Origin of the sequence: Variovorax sp. H27-G14 (assembly GCF_046156345.1) — a bacterium.
Classification (GTDB): Bacteria; Pseudomonadota; Gammaproteobacteria; order Burkholderiales; family Burkholderiaceae_C; genus Variovorax.
Genome location: NZ_JAYLVN010000017.1, coordinates 70070 through 86301 on the forward strand (window position 1 = coordinate 70070; position 16232 = coordinate 86301).

A 16232-nucleotide genomic window follows, 5' to 3' on the forward strand; every position below is an offset into this window, starting at 1 on the left:
TCAGAGGTTTGACCGCTCGCGCAGGTCGTAGGGACGAAAAAAAGCCGCCTCGTGGGCGGCTGTCTCAGTTGCGCGAGGCGCTTACTGATTGGCGACGCGGGCCAGCATGCTCAGGCGCTGCTGCTGGCGGGCGCGGTGTTCTTCGGTAGCCATTGCTGGCTCGGGTGCCGGTTGCTCAATGCGAGGCGCGTTGGCATAGGCGGACAGATTCCATTGCCGCGCGGCGGCCTTTGGCGCGGTCTCCAGGACCGAATCGATGAAGCCGTGTTCCTGCGCCTGGCCGGCGGTGAACCACGTCTCAGCGTTGCACCAGGCCTCGATCCGCTCACGGTCGAGCCCCGTCTTGGCAATGTACTCGTCGTACATGGTGTCGTCGCACTTGCGCAGCAACTCAGCCACGGCGGTCATGTCGTCGGCATTGCCCATGGCCAGCGTCCAAGTCTGGTGGATCATGTACTTCGAGCCCTTGGTAGCCACCACTTCATCACATGCGCAGGCAATGCTTGTCGCGGCGCTCGCAGCGTAGCCCTCGATCTGCATCGTGATCTTGGCCGGATGCTCGCGCAGCGCCTGGCACATGGCCTCCGCTGCGAATACATCACCGCCGGGGCAGTTCGTGTAAAGCGTGATGCGGTTAGCTTCCAGCCCGCGCAATGCCGGGACAAAATCCTGCGGGCAAATGCCGCCCCACCATTCCGCAGTCAATCGGTCGCCGACGATGGGGTCGTACAGATAGATTGCCGCGTCCTCGCCCCGAGCTACCACACGCGCCTCGATGGGCGTGAAGGGTCGGCGGTTGTCATTCAGTAGTTCGAGCAACTTTAATCGGTTCATCGTGTTCCTTGCCGGCGGCGCCGGAGTTCGTCTTCAGCCCCGGGTTGGCGGGCATGTTCTCGCGGCGGCGCACTTCATCAGCGTCCATCCAAGGTTGCTCGCCAGCTCGGCCCATCGCGATGCGGTAGGCCTCGTACCGGGTCTTCAGGTCAGCTCGTTCAAGCGACTCAACCAGGTGCTCGACGAACAAACGCTCGCGCACAGGCCAGAACTTCGCGTTGAGCTCCTGCGCGCATGGCGTCAGGTGGCGCTGCAGCGTGTAGCGCACGAAGCCCATGCCCTGCTGTTCCATGCCGGCGCCGAAGCTGGTTTGCTTGCTGGTGTGGCCGATCATGTGCGGCGGCACGCCCAGGAGGCGGGAGATCTCCTCCACGCTGAACATGCGGGTCGCCAAGATTTCCGCATCCTTGCTGTTGATCGACAGCTGGGCTGGCTCCAAGCCGCCCGACAGGATCAGCGGGCCGCGTCCGCCGTTCGATGCACGCGCCAGCAAGGATGCTTTGAGTTCCGTCAGCTGGGTATTCGTCAGCCGGCTGGCTGTCTTCAACGCATAGTCAATGTTCGCGCCGCCTGCAAAGAAGCGGCTGCTGTAGTCCTGTGCCGCAATGGCCGCGCCGATGACCTCGCGGCCGGCATGCGTGATAGGGCTCGGGCTGCGCAGGCCATCGAAGCCCAGGCTTGGGAGGTGGATGATGTCGGCGCTGTCCGCCGTGTATGCCGGGCTCCCATCGATGGGGTTGACTCGGTAGAGCACGCGCCCGTTGTGGCGAAACGGGTCCACAGACAGCGGGTGCAGCGGCTCCATACCGATGATTTTCGAGCTGCGCACGCTGGACCGCAGCAGGCGGCCGAAGCCGTCGCCGTGATACAGCTTCGAGCTGATCAGGTACTCCCAGAACGTGAAGGCTGACCAGCCGTCCGAAGCCCGCTCGTTCAACAGATACCAGTAATCGTGCTCGACCTTGTCGCGGGTCGTGCGATCGTAGATGCCCAGCGGCATGGAAGCGATGGCGCCGGCCACGAGCGAAACGCCGGCATAGACCACAGACACCCGGCTCGAAGTCTCCCGGTTGACCGGGACGCCGGCCACCGACCGATGAGCGGCTCCCAGCAGGCTCGTCAACTCGCCGATAGTGAGCGAGCCCGTCTCCACTGCGTTCTCGCCAAGCGCGACCAGGCCGGCGCGGTCCGCCGCGCCTTCACGGCCGGCGATCCAGCTTCCGAGCACGCGACTCGCGTGCGGCTTCGCGGTGAGATCAAGTACTTCGGGCATCAGCTCAGCTCCAGGGAATAGATCGCCGGGCCGGCCTTCGCCTCCGGATTCAGGGCCATGAGGTACACGGCGTCGAACAAGGCCATCAGCGGATCGATCTTGGCGAACCCGCTGGCCTGCTTGGTGATGGAGATGGCGTTTCCGACCGCCACCACCTTGGCATTTCCTACGCACCACGCCATCAGCGCACGCCCGCCGTGCACCAGCGTGCGCGCGGCGGTGCGGCGCTCTGCCGTCTTGATCGCGCCCTGCAACTGCCAGCCTTGAGGAATACCCACCACGTCGCCCTTTTCTACGGGCCCCGGTTCGTCGTCAGTGCCCACCAGCGCGTCGTAGATGCCGCCGAGCCCAGCCCGGTCTACGCCCACCTTGTCCAGCAGGCCGGAATCCGCCACGGTGGTGACGATGGCTACCACTTCGAACAGATCCCGCCCCACCTGAGACACCAGCGAGAGGTCGCCGTCCTTGGCGAAGTCGCGATAGCGCGATTCCTCCGACTTGCGGCGCTCCAGCGCAATAGGGTGCAGCCAGGCCTTTGACCAGACAAGCCACCGAGTACCGCCAATCTCTCGACCCAACACGCACAGGCCAAGCATGTCGTCCAGACCGCCACCGTCGATGCCTACCGTGACAACTTCGCAGCGAGCCAGCAGCTCTTCCAGCGTGAACACCGAGATAGACGCGGCCTCCCAGAAGTCGGCGCCAAGCCAGCGATCGCTGCGCAGGTTCAAGCCCACTTCGACGTTCCCGTACTTGGCGAGGAACCCCTTCAGCGATGCCTCGCCCTCCGCCTCCGCTTTCCTGAACTCCCGCTCCAGGTATGCACGATCCACCGAGTACCCGAGATTCGGGTTCACCATCGGCAGGTTTTCGAGGCGCTTGGCCTCGCCGCTCGCCACGAGCTCGGGCGGGTGTTCAAACAGGATCGGGAGAAACTGCGGGTCGTTGATCTTTCCGTCGCGCACATTGCGCGCGTATTCGAGTTTCTCTTTAAAGACGCCCGCCGGCGGCTCATCGCTCTGGGTGGTGATATAGATGATGAAGCCTTCGGGGCGCGCTGCCAGTCCACCCGTCGCTTCGCGAAGCATGTCTTTCGCGTTCGCCTGCTTTCCGAACAGCCATAGCTCCTCGACCAAGACGCCGACCGATTTCTTGCCCGCAGCAGTGTTCGCATCTGCAGCGATCACTTTGAGCGTCGAGTTCATCTCCCGATGGGTGAGCGTCTTGATGTGCGTCTGCACATGCACCAGGTCGGCCAACTCGCTGTACGACTCGCCCTCTTCATCCTCTTCCGCGTGGAGCACCATGTCCTTGGCGGGGCCAAAACTGTTGTTTGCAACCTCCAAGGTTGGCGCAAGGATGGTGAACTCCGCCGACTTCCGCCAGTTGCGGATCAGCATCGTCAGCATGATCGATGCAGCCAAGCCGGACTTGAAATTCTTCTTCGGCAACATCACGAACCATTCCGTGATGAGCCGCCGACCGCTCTCGGCGTCGTAAGCCCCGAAAATCGAGGCGGCCAAGTCGAAAACCCACTGACCGCTCGCGTCGCCGATCTTCGGACTGCCCGGCGCATCCACGATGTGCAGTTCGCGCATCACTGCCAACCCCGCCTTCGCCTCGTCAGGGAAAATCGGAGTGGGAATGATCGAGCGGCCCGAGCGCAACCGAGCTGCCCAATCTGGGCAGGCCGTAGACCACTCAGGCATCAGACCTTCCTGCCGCCGGCGGCGACCAGTTTCGGCGGCGCGGCGGAGGCGAACTTCCCAGCCCCGGCGGTTTTGGCCGCAGCAGCTTTCGCCTCCTTCTTGCCGCTGTTTTCTGCACGACGCACCTCGGCGGACAGCAGCGCCTTGGCCGCATCGATCCGCAACTTGTCGGCCACCATATTGCTGTTCATCACTGTCGCAAGGAACTCTGCCGGCGTCTGCTCGCCGCTGGTGGCGATAGTCAGATCGTCGGCAGGGTCCTTCTTCGGTCGGCCAGCCCCAGGACGGGCGCCGCCGCTCCGTCCTTTGACTCCGGGCATGGCTTACTCCATTTGATTAATTTGAATAGGGGAGAAATTTTCTGCGCGTGCGGTACAGGGCGGTTTCCGGGCCAGGCGCCTCAGCCTTTCGACACCCCCCTACCCCTCTGGTCTCTCGGCCCCTTCGAGGATGGGTCTGAGCCGCGTCAGGCGGGCCGTGGAGCCACGCTACAGACCCGCGCACGACCTTGCCCTGTCCTTCGACTCACGCGCCGTCTTGGCCTTGTGATGCTCGATGCACAGCGATTGGTAGTTGCTCTCGTCGTCCTGACCGCCTGCCCACAATGGGATGCGGTGATCGACTTCCTGAGCCTGCATCACTCTGCCCTCGGCGTGGCAGGCGATGCACAGAGGGTTGGCCATCAGCCAGCGCTCTCGGCGCGTCATCCACTTGCGGCCTCGGGTGCGTGGTGTGGCAGCGATGCGCGGCGCCTTCTGCATGCGGGCGGAGGTCGCCATGCTGATACGCGTGGCTGCTGCCGGGATGCGTGGACTCATGTCGGGTTGAGGGTTGCGAGTGCCATGTGTTCCACGCGAAACGCTCAGGCCTCGTCCTTGATTGCCGCATTGAAGCGGGCGATCTCAAGACGGAGCACGGTGCACTCGTTGGGTCGCAGCTCGATGTCGGCCCGGGTCACTCCGGCCAGCTCGCTACCGTCAGGCAGCAGGACACGATGCAGAAGGCCATCGGACTCGATGGTCAGTAGCGCGGTGGGTCGTTGCGTTGTAGCCATGAAGTCCCTTGTGTTCTGCCAACCATCGGGCTACGCCGTTGGGCGCTGGTGGCTGCCGTTCGCAACCGCGCTTGATGACGGTGGTGCAGCCGCGGTTAGATCCCACTGTTTGCCCGCAGCGGGCGCGCTCAAGCTGCGCGGAAAGTCGGGGATGAATGGATGCGGGAGTCGGCTTCGATCCGACGACGCGCGGATTATGAGCCCGCTGCTCTACCTGGCTGAGCTATCCCGCAGAAACTAGAAAGCCATCTACGTATTTTCGCGGAGGTGCAAAGGTGGAAGCTTCCATTACGATTCGCAAACAAAAGGCCTCAACAGAGAAAAGACTTCTCATGCCCCTCAAATTCCTTCGCGACATCGCGCTACGGTCGTTTCCTGTCTATGTGACAGATCGCGAGGTCATGAAGCGCGTTGCCGTGCTGAAGGCCACAGGCCTCATCGAGGCGGACATTTCTCCGCCATTGCTCATGAGTGATCGGTTCAGTCCGCACGAAGTCGCGGTCATATCGCACATCACGATAGCCGGACACGTCGAACTCGCGCGAGAGAGCAGCGAGATCGCCTGAGACTGAAAAACCCGCCGGGCTTGCGCAGGGCGGGTTCAGATTTTGGGCGGCACTCTTCCTGCGGAAGATCCTTGCAGGGCGTGAACCCTGGGGTGTTTTGTGCAGCCGGGACAGAGGCCGTTGTCTTGAGGGCGAGACACCGGTGTTTTTGGTGTCTGCGGTCTCGGCGCAGAGAATACATCAAAACACCGGCTTGCGCAAGCTCAGCACTTTGGGCTAAGCACTTTTCCCTTGTCCTTGTTCCATTGCACCGCAGTGAAGCCCTTCTCCAACGCGTTGATCTGCTGGCGGGCACGGTAGATGAAGTCGCCGATCATGGCTTCGAGGATGCGGCCGTCGGCGCCATGAGGCAGTTGTCGCTCGCCCAGCCCGCCGCATCCCACGTGCGCCGGACAGAGCCGATTCGACAGACGATTCGTGCCTGGAATCGTGGTGTACCTTCGGCCATTGCACACTGGGCACACCGAATCGAGCCACCATGCGAGCACAGACAGGGCCTTCGCTTCGGCGTTCTCCATGCCCTTCGCCGCTGCCGCCTCAGCGAGCCCTTTTCGAGCGGCCGGGAGGCTCTGCAGGCAACCAACAACACGCAGCCGCTCGTTGGTGTACCACCCCTGAGCCTCGCGCTGCGCCTCAGCGCGACACCCCGCCATCGTCATCAACGTCAGGTGCCGCTCCATGCGCTCGGGACTGATCACATAGCTCGGCTTCCGGGTCACCAGCAACGACTTAGCCAGCGCGGCGATGTCGTGCTCAACCGGCCGGCGCGGCTTGGCGCAACCGTCCCACTCGCCGTGCAGCATGATCAGCCGCCGGCCCACGGCCTTCGGCGCCAGCGCGGCAGCGATCAGCAGCTTGTCGCGCGGCGTGCTGGCTAGGCGCTCTTCGGTGTCGGGCCGGTCGATGGTTTCGGTCATTGGCGGGCCTCCATGGCGAGCGCGGCTAGGCAGGCGGCCGCGATGCGGCAAGCGCATGCCGTGTGAGCCAGAGCGTGCGCGAGGCGACCGTCTCCGGCGGCGCGGCAACGTGCGCCACGCACGAGTGCAGTGGCTGGGTGAACACGAGCGGCCCGACCGCGCAGCGCCCGAGGGCGTAGCGCATCAAGCCCGATTCGCGCATTCGCCAGTGCTGGCAGTTCAAACATTCCTTCATTCATCAATTCACCTCTGTTACCTATAGAACCCCAGTAGGGGGCATATGGTTTTGAATCCCGGTTCGGTGAGCAGACCTAGCCCATCCTGGGAGGCCTTCACATGAGTCCCGTATACGGAGCCGCATGACCCGCCAGACGTTCGATGCAGGAGCTCTGGCTTCGCCACTCCTTCCCCTGTTTCAGCACCTATCCAACAGTAGGGGACTCACCCTGCGCCGCTGTTGTTAAACCGTGTCCAACCAGCGCAGTGAGAAAGCAATGGAGGTCTACGGCACACTCGCCTCCTGCCGGCGTACTTGCATCAGCAGCGCACACAAGGGCAGCAGCCCAGCGCGCTTGTGCATGTCGTTGGCGTCTTCGCCGAGAACAGGACTCATGCAGTACGGCAGGCCCGTTTCCTTGGCTGCGCGCTCCCCTGCCCCGCTCTTGTCGTTGTCGGCGAACACGTAGCGCCTGCCGGTCTTCAACAGCCCGGCGACGTGCACCATGTTCGAATCGCTGAAACAGACCAGCACCACGGCGTTGAGCCGCATCTGGCGTGCCGCGAGTTCGATGGATAGGCCAGTGGCGTACCCCTCGCAGAGGATGTATTCGCCGCTGCGTGGGCCTAGGCGCAGCACCGCACCGCGGGCCTGCATGCCGTAGCTCATCTTCTTGCGCCAACGGTTCACACCCGGCTCTTCCTCGGTGTCCGTCCAGCGGATCGTCTGCGCACCACGGACGGCATTGGTGGCGAAGTCGCGCATAGGCACCACGAGCGCACCATCTGGCGCGACAAGGCCATGCGCGGTCGGCAACCCCTTCAAGTACAAGTAGTCGTGCGGTGCCGGCACCGTGGTGCGCAGCAGTTCGGCAGCGTCGGTCGCTGCGCGCTGCTGGCCGCGCTCGGCCTTAGCGCGAGCTGCTTCGCGCTTTCTGCGCCATGCGAGCTTTTCCTCTTCCGTCCACGGCTTTGCGTCCGGGTCGTTGTACCAATGCACACGCGCGTCAGCATCCCAGCGATAGACCCACCCACGCTGCCCGTCCCACAGGTACGCACCGTTGCTGCTGCGCGGCTTTTCGGTCGTTCCGCAGCGGCGAATCTTGTCGCTCGCGTCGAACTTCAGCGGGTTGATCTCGACGCCGTGCGCACGGGCGAACTGGATGAAATCGCTCATGCCGCGGCAGCTTCCTTGCGCCGCATTGCTGCGGCTGCAATGTGGTGGCTCTGCCTCTTGCCCTTGAGACGCTTCGCCAGTCCTTCAGACACTGCAACTTGCGGCGCCTGCTCGGCGTTCCAGAACGATGGCGGTGGGCTGCCTGTGATCTCCTTGAACTGCATGTACGGGTAGCCCGTCTTCGACTTGACCCAGTCCGTGGCGCGCGCAAAGCTGCAGAGCTGGTTCCACAGATCGGCCTTCGTGCCGTCGAACTTCGCTTTACCCAGAAAGATCTCCTGCATCGCCCCAGCCTCGTGCGTTACGAGCGATTTCGCGACGATCTCGAAGCCGCAGGACATGCAGCGCTGGCGGAACGGTTTGTAATTGCACTTCGGGCAGCCGGTGCGCTCGTGCTCTTCCTTGCCGTCTTGCCGCACCTGTTTGTCGAGCGCTTCGCCGATGTCAAGCGAGTCCAGGCCGTTGAAGAAGATGTTGGTGAAGTCTTCGGCGAACCGAGTAATGTTTCCGCTGTGGTCCAGCAGGAGGCAGTCCTTCTTGCCGGTCTTGGGCGACGAGCGGAGTCCGCGACCCCACATCTGGATCGCTGTGGAGAGGCTCTTTCGCAGCGGTCGGCAGTCGACCACGCAGCCGACGTCCTGCACGTCGAAGCCCTTGGCCAGAGCTTCGACCGAGATCAACACGCGGATGGAAGAGTTTGGCTTTTCGAACTCAGCAATCAGTTGGTCGCGCTCGGGCTTCAGCGTGTCCTTGGTGAACGTGGCCGAGAAGATGCCTGCTTCGTTGAAATGCCTGCAGAGTTCTTCGCAGTGCGCGATCGACGCACCGAACACGATGGTCTTGCGGCCTTCGCCATGACGCATCCATTCGGCCACCACGTCACCGATGATCTCCATGCCCCGCTCTGCTGCGTCAGTGGCTTGCCACTCGCCATCGCTGTTCACCTTCGCACCGGCCATATCGGGCCGGCGGCAGGACAGCACGCGCATCGGCACCAGTACCCCGGCCTCGGTGAGATCGTGCATCGTGGTCGGGCTCACCAGGTTGGTGAAGATCTTGCCCAAGCCTCGCGAGAACGGCGTGGCAGACAAGCCGATGACCCTGGCTTCGCTCTCCATCGCGTACTTCACCCAGGTGTCGCGCTGGGTGTGAGCCTCATCGACGATCAGCACGTCGGTCTTAGGCCAGCCGCGCGTCTCGATGGTCTGCACGCTGGCGATCTGGAACGGCTTGCTCCAGTCCTGGCGAGGGTGATCGCCCTGAATGACGCCATGATCGCCAAGGCCGTAGTCGAACGCGCGTCTGCACGTTTGGTCGATCAGCGTGATTCGATCGCACAAGAAGGTCGCCCGCTTGCCCTGCTTCAGCGCCTTGTGCGCGATGCGCAGGCCCAGGTACGTCTTGCCGGCTCCGGTGGGCGCCATGAGCATCTGGTTCTTGTGCCCACCCTCGATGCCTTCGCGGATGCCGATCAAGGCATCACGCTGGAACAGGCGAGGCGTCGGGAACGTGGTGGCGTCACCGCCTTGGAACAAGTCGCTCATGCGGGTTGCCCCGCCTTCTTCTCCCAATACTTCACCAAGCGCTTGAGCTCGGCAATCTCGGTCATCATGCTGTTGATGCGCTGCTGCAGGCCGCGCGCGAGATCTCGCGAGGACTTTGCCTCAGCGAGGGCAGCGGTCACCTGATCGCTGGCATCCAGCACTTTGGCCATTAATGCAATGTCGTCCTGTGCGACGGCGAGGCACTCGCGCAGTGCAGTGACCTCTTGCTGCAACGGCTCGACCAAGGCGTCGGCACGATCCGCGTGCTGCTTCGACTCGGCTGCCTTGATTTCGGCGGCGAGCCATTTGGTTGCAGGCACTTTCTTCGGCTTGCCTTGAAACCTGGACGGCTTTGGCGCGGCGAGCGCCGCCGCCTGATCTTCCTTCGGCAACTTGGCGATTGATGCGGCGTCTTTGACCGACACAGCGCCAGTCATCACCGCCTCTTTCACCTCGGGTGCTGCGGAGGCCTCGACCACCTTGGCGTGCTGGATCGTTCGGACCGTCACACCTACGTTGGCCGCCATCTGTTCGTTTGCCGCCTGAAAGGGTGAACTCAGTTCACCCTTTTCGGGACGGCCTGTCGGCCTCCATGCGTTCAGCGCCACCTCAACCAAGGCCCAAGCCCCAGCGGATAGGTGGCGGCGATGCTTGTTTTGCGCTCGGACGAATCGCACGGGGTCATCGCCCGTGAATTCGACTGTTGGGCACTCGATGCCGGTTTCGGTGGCGGCGCGGTATCGGTTCCAGCCGTCCAGAACCTTGCCTTCGTAGAGCGTGATGGCGTTCTGAACGCCAATGTCGGAGATGCTGTCGAGCAGTTCCGTGTACTCAGCGACGGACATGGCCGGGAATGCAGCCGAAAGAGGATGCTGTTGGTAGTTCATTGCTTGCTCCATGCCCTGCCCTCGTGGGCCATGCACCACAGCGCGCTCGACCAGGACCGATGAATGCGCAGGTAGTAGATGAAGTGCGCGATGTAGATCACGCGGTTCATGGGACGGCGCATCACGCGATCTCCCGCTCGAGGACGACTTCCGGCTTTGCGGAGGCGTGAATTGCAGCGAGCCCCGCACGCACACGCTGGGCACAGCCGATCAATTCGCTGAGTTCGCGATCCACGTCACGGAGTTCGTTGCCGGTCACCTTCCCGTCCGCCATTGCCGAAGACGTAGTCGCCACGAACTCGGCGAACTCTTTGGCGGTAGCTGCGAGGTCTTCGAACGTTGCACCGCTTCCGTCATAAAGCCCGGGCAGCGGGATCAACACCGCGCCACAGTTGATCGCGAGCACATTGAGGATCTGCAGTGGGTTGTCGACGTGCTCTTCGATGGCAAGTTGGGTGATCAGCTCAGCGTCCTGCAGGCCGAACTTGTAGGCATCCGAACCAGCGACCTCGTGGCGCAATGTCGAAGCACGCTTGCCGAGGCGGATGGCCAAGCACTCGATGCCGCCGGGAAAGCGGCGAACAAGGTGACGAGCTGCGTCCAGGAGATTCATAGCAACCCCGCCGTCACGTTGCTATGGATGGAAGACGAGCAAGTCGGGACACTGCTTGGCATGCCCTCCTCCACTCCGTCTATCAGCGAAATGCCAGGCAGCCTGGTGCACAGCAGCACGCACACGCACCTGTCCACCAATGCGGACCCGAACCCGCAGCTACCCCCGCGCATGCGGATCTCGACCACACGGCTGGAGGTCAGAACGCTGGACGGCGAACTGGCGGTCTGGTTTAGCGGACAGCAGGTGTCGGGCCTGCCCGCCCGTGACCCCGGTGTCCGGCCACAGCTGCGGAAGCGTCGCTCATGATTGAACACGATCGAAGCCTCCGGCATCAAGCAGCAACCGCAGCCTTGGCCGCAGTGCGGCGCTTGGAGGAGTTGCGCAGTACCTCCCAAGGGACATCAGGTCGCAAGTCTTCGCAGCGAACACCGGTTTCCCGCTCGATCGCCGGGCAGTGCTCTGCGGGCACCTTCTTGCGGAAGGCCCACATTCCGGGCGTCGAACTGGCCACACCGATCAGTTCAGCCAGCCGCAGCCGGCTACCCGCAATCTCAACTGCCTTGAGGAACGCTTCCATGATCAGTCCACTTTTAAACACGATAGAAGCGCAAATACTAACACGTTCGCACTTAAATCCTGTGGGAGAATTTCGTTCGTGAAGACCATCGCAGAACGCGTCAAAGCCGTCCGGCAAGAGCTGGGCTGGAGCCAGGTACAACTGGCGGAAGAGGTGGGCGTGTCCCAAAGCTCGATCGGGAACATCGAATCGGGCGTCAGGCAGCGTCCGCGGGAACTCGTGTCCATTTCCAAGGCGCTGCGTGTGTCGCCTGAGTGGCTGGAAACCGGGAAAGGCCCCAGGTCCGAGCGCGCCTCGCTCAAGCTCGTGGGAGCCGACGCGGAGCCTTCAGTGAGAGCGCTGGTGGAGTACTTGGCCGAGATCTCCGCTCAGCAACGGCCGACTCTTCGAAAGAATTTGGCGAACCTGCTGGTCGACCTGATCGAGCACCCCGAGGACACGGCACTGATCGAGCAGACCGTTGCGGACATTGAGCGGTTCTTTACCCCACCCACCGCATAGCAGCGTTCTCGCCCATTAGTCGCTCGTAACCAAAGGCTAGGATGATGGCTTCGACTAGGGGAGCGAGGGAAGATCGAGTTCTTGGCCGCGGCTACCACACGATGCAAACTCGTGCAAATGAAAAAAGAGAAGCCGCAACAGCCGATCAAATTCCGGGCAGTGCATGAGCTCACGCGATGGCGCATCGCATCACATGCGACGTTAGAAAATGCACTCGGTCCGAAAAGTGGTGCAAAAGCACTGTTCGCGCTCCCGGCAGACAACGCGAAAATCGTCAAGAACGGCCCTGTGCGGTTCGTAATCGTCTGGGACAGTCGGAACGACGACCCCGGGCTCATTACTAAGCCGCATACAGAACCCAGGCAGATCCGTCGCAAAGACATAGACCGTTTCGAAGGTGAAAAGGCCCCGCCCCCTGACAGCGTTCTCGATGCTTACTTCGATACCGCTGCTGTCGTAATGGAGAGTTTTCCAGTACCTGTGTTGAGCGCAACAACACTGCCCGAACTGGAGGCAGAACTTCAAGAAAGAGTCCGCGAATCAGAACAGCTGTCCGAATCCGAGCGGCTGCTTCGGCTTGCCAATGCGAACCCACTTCCTTCGCAGATCCAAGTAACAACGTCGGCGTTCGTGCGCAACGCTGATGTCATCGTTCAAACACTGCGCCGAGCAAAAGGCCAGTGCGAGCGCTGCGAAGTTCCCGCGCCATTCTTGAGAGCAGTCAACAGCTCCCCCTATCTGGAGGTCCACCATGTAGTGCCTCTCAGCAAGGGGGGTGAAGACACGACAAGCAACACGGTAGCTCTTTGTCCAAACTGCCATAGAGAGCTCCACTACGGGCAGGCCGCGTAGGCGAATTCCATTTGGTTTTTTGAGTCACCACCGCCCATCCAGCACGATCTCCGACACCTGCAGCCGCTGCAGCTCTGAGCTGATCCCAAACGCGAGCGCAACGCAGTCGGCACACTTGGCCAGCAGCGCCTCGCCGCTAGTGCTGTAGAGGTCAGCTGCGACCGTGATCTTGAGCGGGGCGACGAAGCCGGCAGGCCAGTGAGTCGTTGTCTCCACCTGGTCAACGTGCTGCCTTGTGGCGCAAGCGATAGCGGTCACTGCCAGCTCACCCCAGCCCCGCCGCCGGAACGCAGGAGCCATCCAGGCCTGGTCAAGCTCGACCTCCAGCTCAGTCCCTTCGTATACGCCTTCGAACGCGTCGGCGATCCACTTGAGACGGAACGACACGAAGCCGACTGCATCGCCACCCGCGCGCCTTGCGATCACGGCTAGCAGATCAGTCGTGAGGTATGCGCGGGCCGCGAAACGGCCTGAGCGCAGCTCGTGCCCCTTGTCCGAATACAGGTCAAGGCTCATCCCCAACGCTCGCAGATTTGCATTTCGCAGTGGAGCGCCGCTGAGAGGGCTGATGCCTTCTTCCGTCTTGTAGGTCTCGTCGGCGTTGTGCAGCTTGCGTAGCTGCTGCGCCCAAGCGCGCATCCGTGCGCACTGTCGAGTGACGACGTAAGCCACCCCCTCGACGTTCTCGTAGCACTCGTCATCATCCCAAGCTACGGGCGTGACCGCGTCTGGGTAGACAGGATCGACGGGCTTGAGCAGGCGAAGGAACAGAGGGTGGCGAAGGCCGCGAGGTTCAGTCATGCGCTTTTCTAGCGCGGATCCTCAGAAAGCTTGAACACGGGCTTTTCGGTCGTGTTGACCCTATCGCGGCGACGGCGAAATCCAGATACGCTCCACTTCACAAACATCATCACGAGGTGGAGATGCTCATTCTTCTCAACACGGGCTGGGTCGCCCACAAGTACGGCAAGTGGCGCTGGGTTCTCTACGCCGCCGCCGGGGTCATGCTTTTTGCCATTGGCTGGGCGATAGCCAACCTCTTGATGGTTCCTAGCAAGCTGAGCCCGGGTGCAGACACGGCTCCCGCCCTGTGGACCTTCATTGGCTTCTCGATCGCAACGGTGCTGCTACTCCTCTACAGCGCTTGGCTTTGCTACACGGACGAGATGCACGGCATCTACCAGGAAGTTGCAGAGCGTTATCGAACTCAAGGCTGGTAGTCGCTTTTCGCGCCTCGAACCCTCGGAAGCCCGCCTCGCGCGGGCTTTCTAATGCCCGGGGCCGGCGTCGAACCGGCACACCTTTCGGAGGGGGATTTTGAGCCCCCTGCGCCGCAATAGCGGATGGAAAAGAGGCTACTAATACTGCTGTGTGCGAGGGCTGCCTACGTGCGATAAACAGTTTCCGTCGGAGTGCTGCTCGATCCGTTCGGAACGCGCAGATCCGGCGGCGATGTCCATCGATCGCACCGCGTCGGCTTTGTTCACGTAGCCCTCGCTGCTGCGAAAGATCTCACGGTTATTCGTGAAGAAGCGCCAGTACCAGTTGTGGTCGTTGGGCGACTTGTAGAGCTGAAACTGCATCCTCGTCTCCTCGAAAAGTCGAAGTGGCAGCCTGAACGGGGAGACGCGCCCCTATCGTTTCCACGCTTCACCAGCGCCCCAAATCGCAGTTGGTGTTGCCTCCGAAACTGCGGTCTCGATTCTTCCCTCGTGTTGATGGCAATATCACGGGTGTGATTGAACCCGTTGTTGTTTCGACTAGCCAGAGTCCCCCGAGAGGGTCTTTGCAGGCTTTCGACCCGAAAGCGTCCTTTGAGGGCGGATCGCCCGGCTGCGCCGCCGAGAGAGTGATCGATTTCGATGGAAAAGAAAGGCTTGATCGCACTGTTTGGGAAGCCGGCTTGGTGGCTTACGAATTCCTCAAGACGAACTGCGAGGACGCAATTAGTCCGGACGGCTACCGTCACTGGGTTGCCTCGGCAAAAGAATTCCTGACCAACGATTTCTATCCTGATTTCTTGGTAATGCTGCGCGATGGCAGGGCCGGATTGTCAGGGGGATCTCTCGAAGATTTTCAAACTTGGTGGGCGGAATACGACTGGGTCCAACAACTCGAGGCGTTTCTCGGCCTTGTAGAGCATGGTCGCACGCATATGGCCGCGACATCTCCTGAAGCTGATTGGTTCAAGGGCTATGTGGCCATAGCTCTACTTTGGCGAATTGACGACGCCGTCATATCTGATTTCTGTGACGGCCGCGGTCTCATAGAGAACGTCGTCGCCATCATGAATCTTCGGAATCTTCTCAGTTCACAAACCCCACACGCGATGTCTGCGGAAGCGGCTATCGAAGTAGCACGCAAGCGTTTTGCGAAGTCTGGGGCCGCTGCGAAACTGGCGAAGGACCCGAAGCAGATGGAAAAGGGTGCAGTACGCGAGTGCTGGGATGCTTGGCAACGGGATAGGTCCAGGTACAAAGGCGTTGCGGCCTTCGCTCGTGACATGCTTCAGAAGTTCGAAAACTTGGAGAGCCAGCAGGTGATAGAACGCTGGTGCCGAGCTTGGACAAAGAAATCGCAGCAAGAAAATCTCTGACTATGCAAGCAGAGTAAGCACCCTGCTTGCACGCGCCTCTACCCGCGGGGCCAGCATCAAAGTCCAATATCTTCACACCGCAGCACATCGGATGCACCGCGGGGACGTTGGAGGTGGACGATGCAAAGCAAGCCGCAGCGGGACCTGGAATCACTGCAGGCCGTCAATTCCTACTGGGGTGATGACCCTAGCCCAGACAAAGTTTCTGGGCCGCTACCCCCACTAGGGATTCGCGATCAGGCCACGCGGCGCCAGCATGGCGATATGTACGCAACGCATGCCCTAAGTCCCGTCCTGAGACTAACTCGAGACATCGCGACCAACGCCAGGATCCCGTGCGGGGGATCGCGAGTCGCTTTGATTCAGCCACCACTCTCCAACTTGTCGAGGCGACGCCGGATTCCCTCCAGTTCAGCACGAGTAGATTTTCGGCGCTCCAACGCATCAAGCACCAGTTTGCGGAGCGCCATTTCCATGGTCAGCCCCTCTTCCTTTGCGAATTTTTCGATCGCGTCGAGATGCTCCGGCGGAATGTCCAGAGGCAGCACGCTTACCCCCTTCGGATACTTCGGCACGTCCTCACCGGTGTCGAGCGGCCCCACCCCGTTGGCCAGCCACTCGAACTGCACACTGAGTGCCCGAGCCAACTTCGCAATGACCTCGGGCCTGGGAGCGCTACGGCCGGATTCATATCGAGAGATCTGCGCCGCAGCAACGCCGCTTACCTCTGCTAGCCCTTGTTGGCTCCAGCCCATGGCGGACCGAGCCTTGATCAATCGAAGGCTCAGCGTTTCATCCATGGCTTCGCAAAAATAATCATAAATAGTATTGACTCGTCATGAACCGTAAGCGAAGATACGGACTTCTACTATTCAATACCATTCAAGACGAATAGGCATTCTATGACTACCAC

Annotated in this window: 21 protein-coding genes and 1 tRNA gene; 5 read left to right on the forward strand and 17 right to left on the reverse strand. The window is 61.6% G+C overall.

The window, feature by feature from the left end:
• Positions 1-81: 81 nt before the first annotated feature.
• From VLK31_RS28255 to VLK31_RS28285, 7 genes are all read right to left on the reverse strand, one after another.
• The gene (locus tag VLK31_RS28255; RefSeq protein ID WP_409171798.1) at positions 82-834 is read right to left on the reverse strand and encodes a head maturation protease, ClpP-related; all 753 of its coding nucleotides are present in this window, start codon (positions 832-834) and stop codon (positions 82-84) included.
• Positions 800-2107 (reverse strand): phage portal protein, encoded by a 1308-nt coding sequence (locus tag VLK31_RS28260; protein WP_409171799.1) that lies wholly within the window; start codon positions 2105-2107, stop codon positions 800-802. The genes VLK31_RS28255 and VLK31_RS28260 overlap by 35 nt, the downstream gene beginning before the upstream one ends.
• On the reverse strand, positions 2107-3816 hold the full coding sequence (locus tag VLK31_RS28265) for a terminase large subunit (RefSeq protein ID WP_409171800.1): 1710 nt from the start codon (positions 3814-3816) through the stop codon (positions 2107-2109). Before VLK31_RS28265 ends, VLK31_RS28260 begins: the two co-directional genes overlap by 1 nt.
• A complete protein-coding gene (locus tag VLK31_RS28270) occupies positions 3816-4136 on the reverse strand; it encodes a hypothetical protein (protein WP_409171801.1) in 321 nt (106 codons plus the stop codon). Before VLK31_RS28270 ends, VLK31_RS28265 begins: the two co-directional genes overlap by 1 nt.
• A 168-nt stretch (positions 4137-4304) precedes the next feature.
• Positions 4305-4634 carry an HNH endonuclease gene (locus VLK31_RS28275; protein ID WP_409171802.1) on the reverse strand — a complete coding sequence of 110 codons (330 nt, stop codon included), beginning with the start codon at positions 4632-4634 and terminating at the stop codon, positions 4305-4307.
• Between the two features lie 44 nt (positions 4635-4678).
• Positions 4679-4870 (reverse strand): hypothetical protein, encoded by a 192-nt coding sequence (locus VLK31_RS28280; RefSeq protein WP_409171803.1) that lies wholly within the window; start codon positions 4868-4870, stop codon positions 4679-4681.
• Positions 4871-5026: 156 nt separating this feature from the next.
• Positions 5027-5103: transfer RNA gene (locus tag VLK31_RS28285), tRNA-Met, on the reverse strand.
• A gap of 99 nt (positions 5104-5202) precedes the next feature.
• On the opposite strand from VLK31_RS28285, the gene VLK31_RS28290 reads away from it, so the two are divergent.
• Positions 5203-5436: a hypothetical protein gene (locus tag VLK31_RS28290; RefSeq protein WP_409171804.1), complete on the forward strand. Its 234-nt coding sequence runs from the start codon at positions 5203-5205 to the stop codon at positions 5434-5436.
• Between the two features lie 203 nt (positions 5437-5639).
• Here the strand turns inward: VLK31_RS28290 and VLK31_RS28295 are convergent, their stop codons facing one another.
• The 7 genes from VLK31_RS28295 to VLK31_RS28325 all read right to left on the reverse strand — a co-directional run bounded on the left by VLK31_RS28295 (position 5640) and on the right by VLK31_RS28325 (position 11370).
• Positions 5640-6353: a hypothetical protein gene (locus VLK31_RS28295; RefSeq protein WP_409171805.1), complete on the reverse strand. Its 714-nt coding sequence runs from the start codon at positions 6351-6353 to the stop codon at positions 5640-5642.
• Between the two features lie 502 nt (positions 6354-6855).
• Positions 6856-7746, reverse strand: coding sequence for a toprim domain-containing protein (locus VLK31_RS28300; protein WP_409171806.1), 891 nt, complete (start codon positions 7744-7746; stop codon positions 6856-6858).
• Positions 7743-9290 carry a DEAD/DEAH box helicase gene (locus VLK31_RS28305; RefSeq protein ID WP_409171807.1) on the reverse strand — a complete coding sequence of 516 codons (1548 nt, stop codon included), beginning with the start codon at positions 9288-9290 and terminating at the stop codon, positions 7743-7745. Before VLK31_RS28305 ends, VLK31_RS28300 begins: the two co-directional genes overlap by 4 nt.
• A complete protein-coding gene (locus tag VLK31_RS28310) occupies positions 9287-10177 on the reverse strand; it encodes a hypothetical protein (protein ID WP_409171808.1) in 891 nt (296 codons plus the stop codon). The genes VLK31_RS28305 and VLK31_RS28310 overlap by 4 nt, the downstream gene beginning before the upstream one ends.
• A complete protein-coding gene (locus VLK31_RS28315) occupies positions 10174-10299 on the reverse strand; it encodes a hypothetical protein (protein ID WP_409171809.1) in 126 nt (41 codons plus the stop codon). Before VLK31_RS28315 ends, VLK31_RS28310 begins: the two co-directional genes overlap by 4 nt.
• Positions 10299-10790: a phage regulatory CII family protein gene (locus tag VLK31_RS28320; protein ID WP_409171810.1), complete on the reverse strand. Its 492-nt coding sequence runs from the start codon at positions 10788-10790 to the stop codon at positions 10299-10301. The genes VLK31_RS28315 and VLK31_RS28320 overlap by 1 nt, the downstream gene beginning before the upstream one ends.
• A gap of 334 nt (positions 10791-11124) precedes the next feature.
• Positions 11125-11370 (reverse strand): YdaS family helix-turn-helix protein, encoded by a 246-nt coding sequence (locus VLK31_RS28325; protein WP_409171811.1) that lies wholly within the window; start codon positions 11368-11370, stop codon positions 11125-11127.
• A 78-nt stretch (positions 11371-11448) separates the two neighbouring features.
• On the opposite strand from VLK31_RS28325, the gene VLK31_RS28330 reads away from it, so the two are divergent.
• Both VLK31_RS28330 and VLK31_RS28335 read left to right on the forward strand, forming a co-directional pair.
• On the forward strand, positions 11449-11871 hold the full coding sequence (locus VLK31_RS28330) for a helix-turn-helix domain-containing protein (protein WP_409171812.1): 423 nt from the start codon (positions 11449-11451) through the stop codon (positions 11869-11871).
• Between the two features lie 117 nt (positions 11872-11988).
• The gene (locus VLK31_RS28335) at positions 11989-12723 is read left to right on the forward strand and encodes an HNH endonuclease (RefSeq protein ID WP_409171813.1); all 735 of its coding nucleotides are present in this window, start codon (positions 11989-11991) and stop codon (positions 12721-12723) included.
• 24 nt (positions 12724-12747) lie between these two features.
• On the opposite strand, the gene VLK31_RS28340 is transcribed toward VLK31_RS28335, so the two are convergent.
• Complete coding sequence (locus tag VLK31_RS28340) at positions 12748-13524, reverse strand: hypothetical protein (RefSeq protein ID WP_409171814.1); 777 nt, start codon at positions 13522-13524, stop codon at positions 12748-12750.
• 122 nt (positions 13525-13646) lie between these two features.
• Between VLK31_RS28340 and VLK31_RS28345 the strand changes: the two genes are divergently transcribed.
• Complete coding sequence (locus VLK31_RS28345) at positions 13647-13943, forward strand: hypothetical protein (RefSeq protein WP_409171815.1); 297 nt, start codon at positions 13647-13649, stop codon at positions 13941-13943.
• Positions 13944-14081: 138 nt separating this feature from the next.
• Here VLK31_RS28345 and VLK31_RS28350 read toward each other — a convergent pair whose 3' ends face one another.
• The gene (locus VLK31_RS28350; RefSeq protein WP_409171816.1) at positions 14082-14306 is read right to left on the reverse strand and encodes a DUF1508 domain-containing protein; all 225 of its coding nucleotides are present in this window, start codon (positions 14304-14306) and stop codon (positions 14082-14084) included.
• Between the two features lie 203 nt (positions 14307-14509).
• Here VLK31_RS28350 and VLK31_RS28355 point away from each other — a divergent pair, with 203 nt between their 5' ends.
• Positions 14510-15319 (forward strand): hypothetical protein, encoded by an 810-nt coding sequence (locus tag VLK31_RS28355; RefSeq protein WP_409171817.1) that lies wholly within the window; start codon positions 14510-14512, stop codon positions 15317-15319.
• A 362-nt stretch (positions 15320-15681) separates the two neighbouring features.
• Here the strand turns inward: VLK31_RS28355 and VLK31_RS28360 are convergent, their stop codons facing one another.
• Entirely contained in the window at positions 15682-16119 is a 438-nt protein-coding gene (locus VLK31_RS28360; RefSeq protein WP_409171818.1) for a helix-turn-helix domain-containing protein, read from the reverse strand.
• Positions 16120-16232: the final 113 nt, after the last annotated feature.

Excerpts from the sequence above, each read along its gene's own strand:
- VLK31_RS28290 (WP_409171804.1), top strand. The coding sequence starts at position 5,203 with ATGCCCCTCAAATTCCTTCGCGACATCGCGCTACGGTCGTTTCCTGTC.
- VLK31_RS28255 (WP_409171798.1), bottom strand. The coding sequence starts at position 834 with ATGAACCGATTAAAGTTGCTCGAACTACTGAATGACAACCGCCGACCC.
- VLK31_RS28260 (WP_409171799.1), bottom strand. The coding sequence starts at position 2,107 with ATGCCCGAAGTACTTGATCTCACCGCGAAGCCGCACGCGAGTCGCGTG.
- VLK31_RS28300 (WP_409171806.1), bottom strand. The coding sequence starts at position 7,746 with ATGAGCGATTTCATCCAGTTCGCCCGTGCGCACGGCGTCGAGATCAAC.
- VLK31_RS28270 (WP_409171801.1), bottom strand. The coding sequence starts at position 4,136 with ATGCCCGGAGTCAAAGGACGGAGCGGCGGCGCCCGTCCTGGGGCTGGC.
- VLK31_RS28335 (WP_409171813.1), top strand. The coding sequence starts at position 11,989 with ATGAAAAAAGAGAAGCCGCAACAGCCGATCAAATTCCGGGCAGTGCAT.
- VLK31_RS28310 (WP_409171808.1), bottom strand. The coding sequence starts at position 10,177 with ATGAACTACCAACAGCATCCTCTTTCGGCTGCATTCCCGGCCATGTCC.
- VLK31_RS28295 (WP_409171805.1), bottom strand. The coding sequence starts at position 6,353 with ATGACCGAAACCATCGACCGGCCCGACACCGAAGAGCGCCTAGCCAGC.
- VLK31_RS28280 (WP_409171803.1), bottom strand. The coding sequence starts at position 4,870 with ATGGCTACAACGCAACGACCCACCGCGCTACTGACCATCGAGTCCGAT.
- VLK31_RS28340 (WP_409171814.1), bottom strand. The coding sequence starts at position 13,524 with ATGACTGAACCTCGCGGCCTTCGCCACCCTCTGTTCCTTCGCCTGCTC.
- VLK31_RS28360 (WP_409171818.1), bottom strand. The coding sequence starts at position 16,119 with ATGGATGAAACGCTGAGCCTTCGATTGATCAAGGCTCGGTCCGCCATG.
- VLK31_RS28305 (WP_409171807.1), bottom strand. The coding sequence starts at position 9,290 with ATGAGCGACTTGTTCCAAGGCGGTGACGCCACCACGTTCCCGACGCCT.
- VLK31_RS28345 (WP_409171815.1), top strand. The coding sequence starts at position 13,647 with ATGCTCATTCTTCTCAACACGGGCTGGGTCGCCCACAAGTACGGCAAG.
- VLK31_RS28275 (WP_409171802.1), bottom strand. The coding sequence starts at position 4,634 with ATGAGTCCACGCATCCCGGCAGCAGCCACGCGTATCAGCATGGCGACC.
- VLK31_RS28350 (WP_409171816.1), bottom strand. The coding sequence starts at position 14,306 with ATGCAGTTTCAGCTCTACAAGTCGCCCAACGACCACAACTGGTACTGG.
- VLK31_RS28265 (WP_409171800.1), bottom strand. The coding sequence starts at position 3,816 with ATGCCTGAGTGGTCTACGGCCTGCCCAGATTGGGCAGCTCGGTTGCGC.
- VLK31_RS28320 (WP_409171810.1), bottom strand. The coding sequence starts at position 10,790 with ATGAATCTCCTGGACGCAGCTCGTCACCTTGTTCGCCGCTTTCCCGGC.
- VLK31_RS28315 (WP_409171809.1), bottom strand. The coding sequence starts at position 10,299 with ATGCGCCGTCCCATGAACCGCGTGATCTACATCGCGCACTTCATCTAC.
- VLK31_RS28325 (WP_409171811.1), bottom strand. The coding sequence starts at position 11,370 with ATGGAAGCGTTCCTCAAGGCAGTTGAGATTGCGGGTAGCCGGCTGCGG.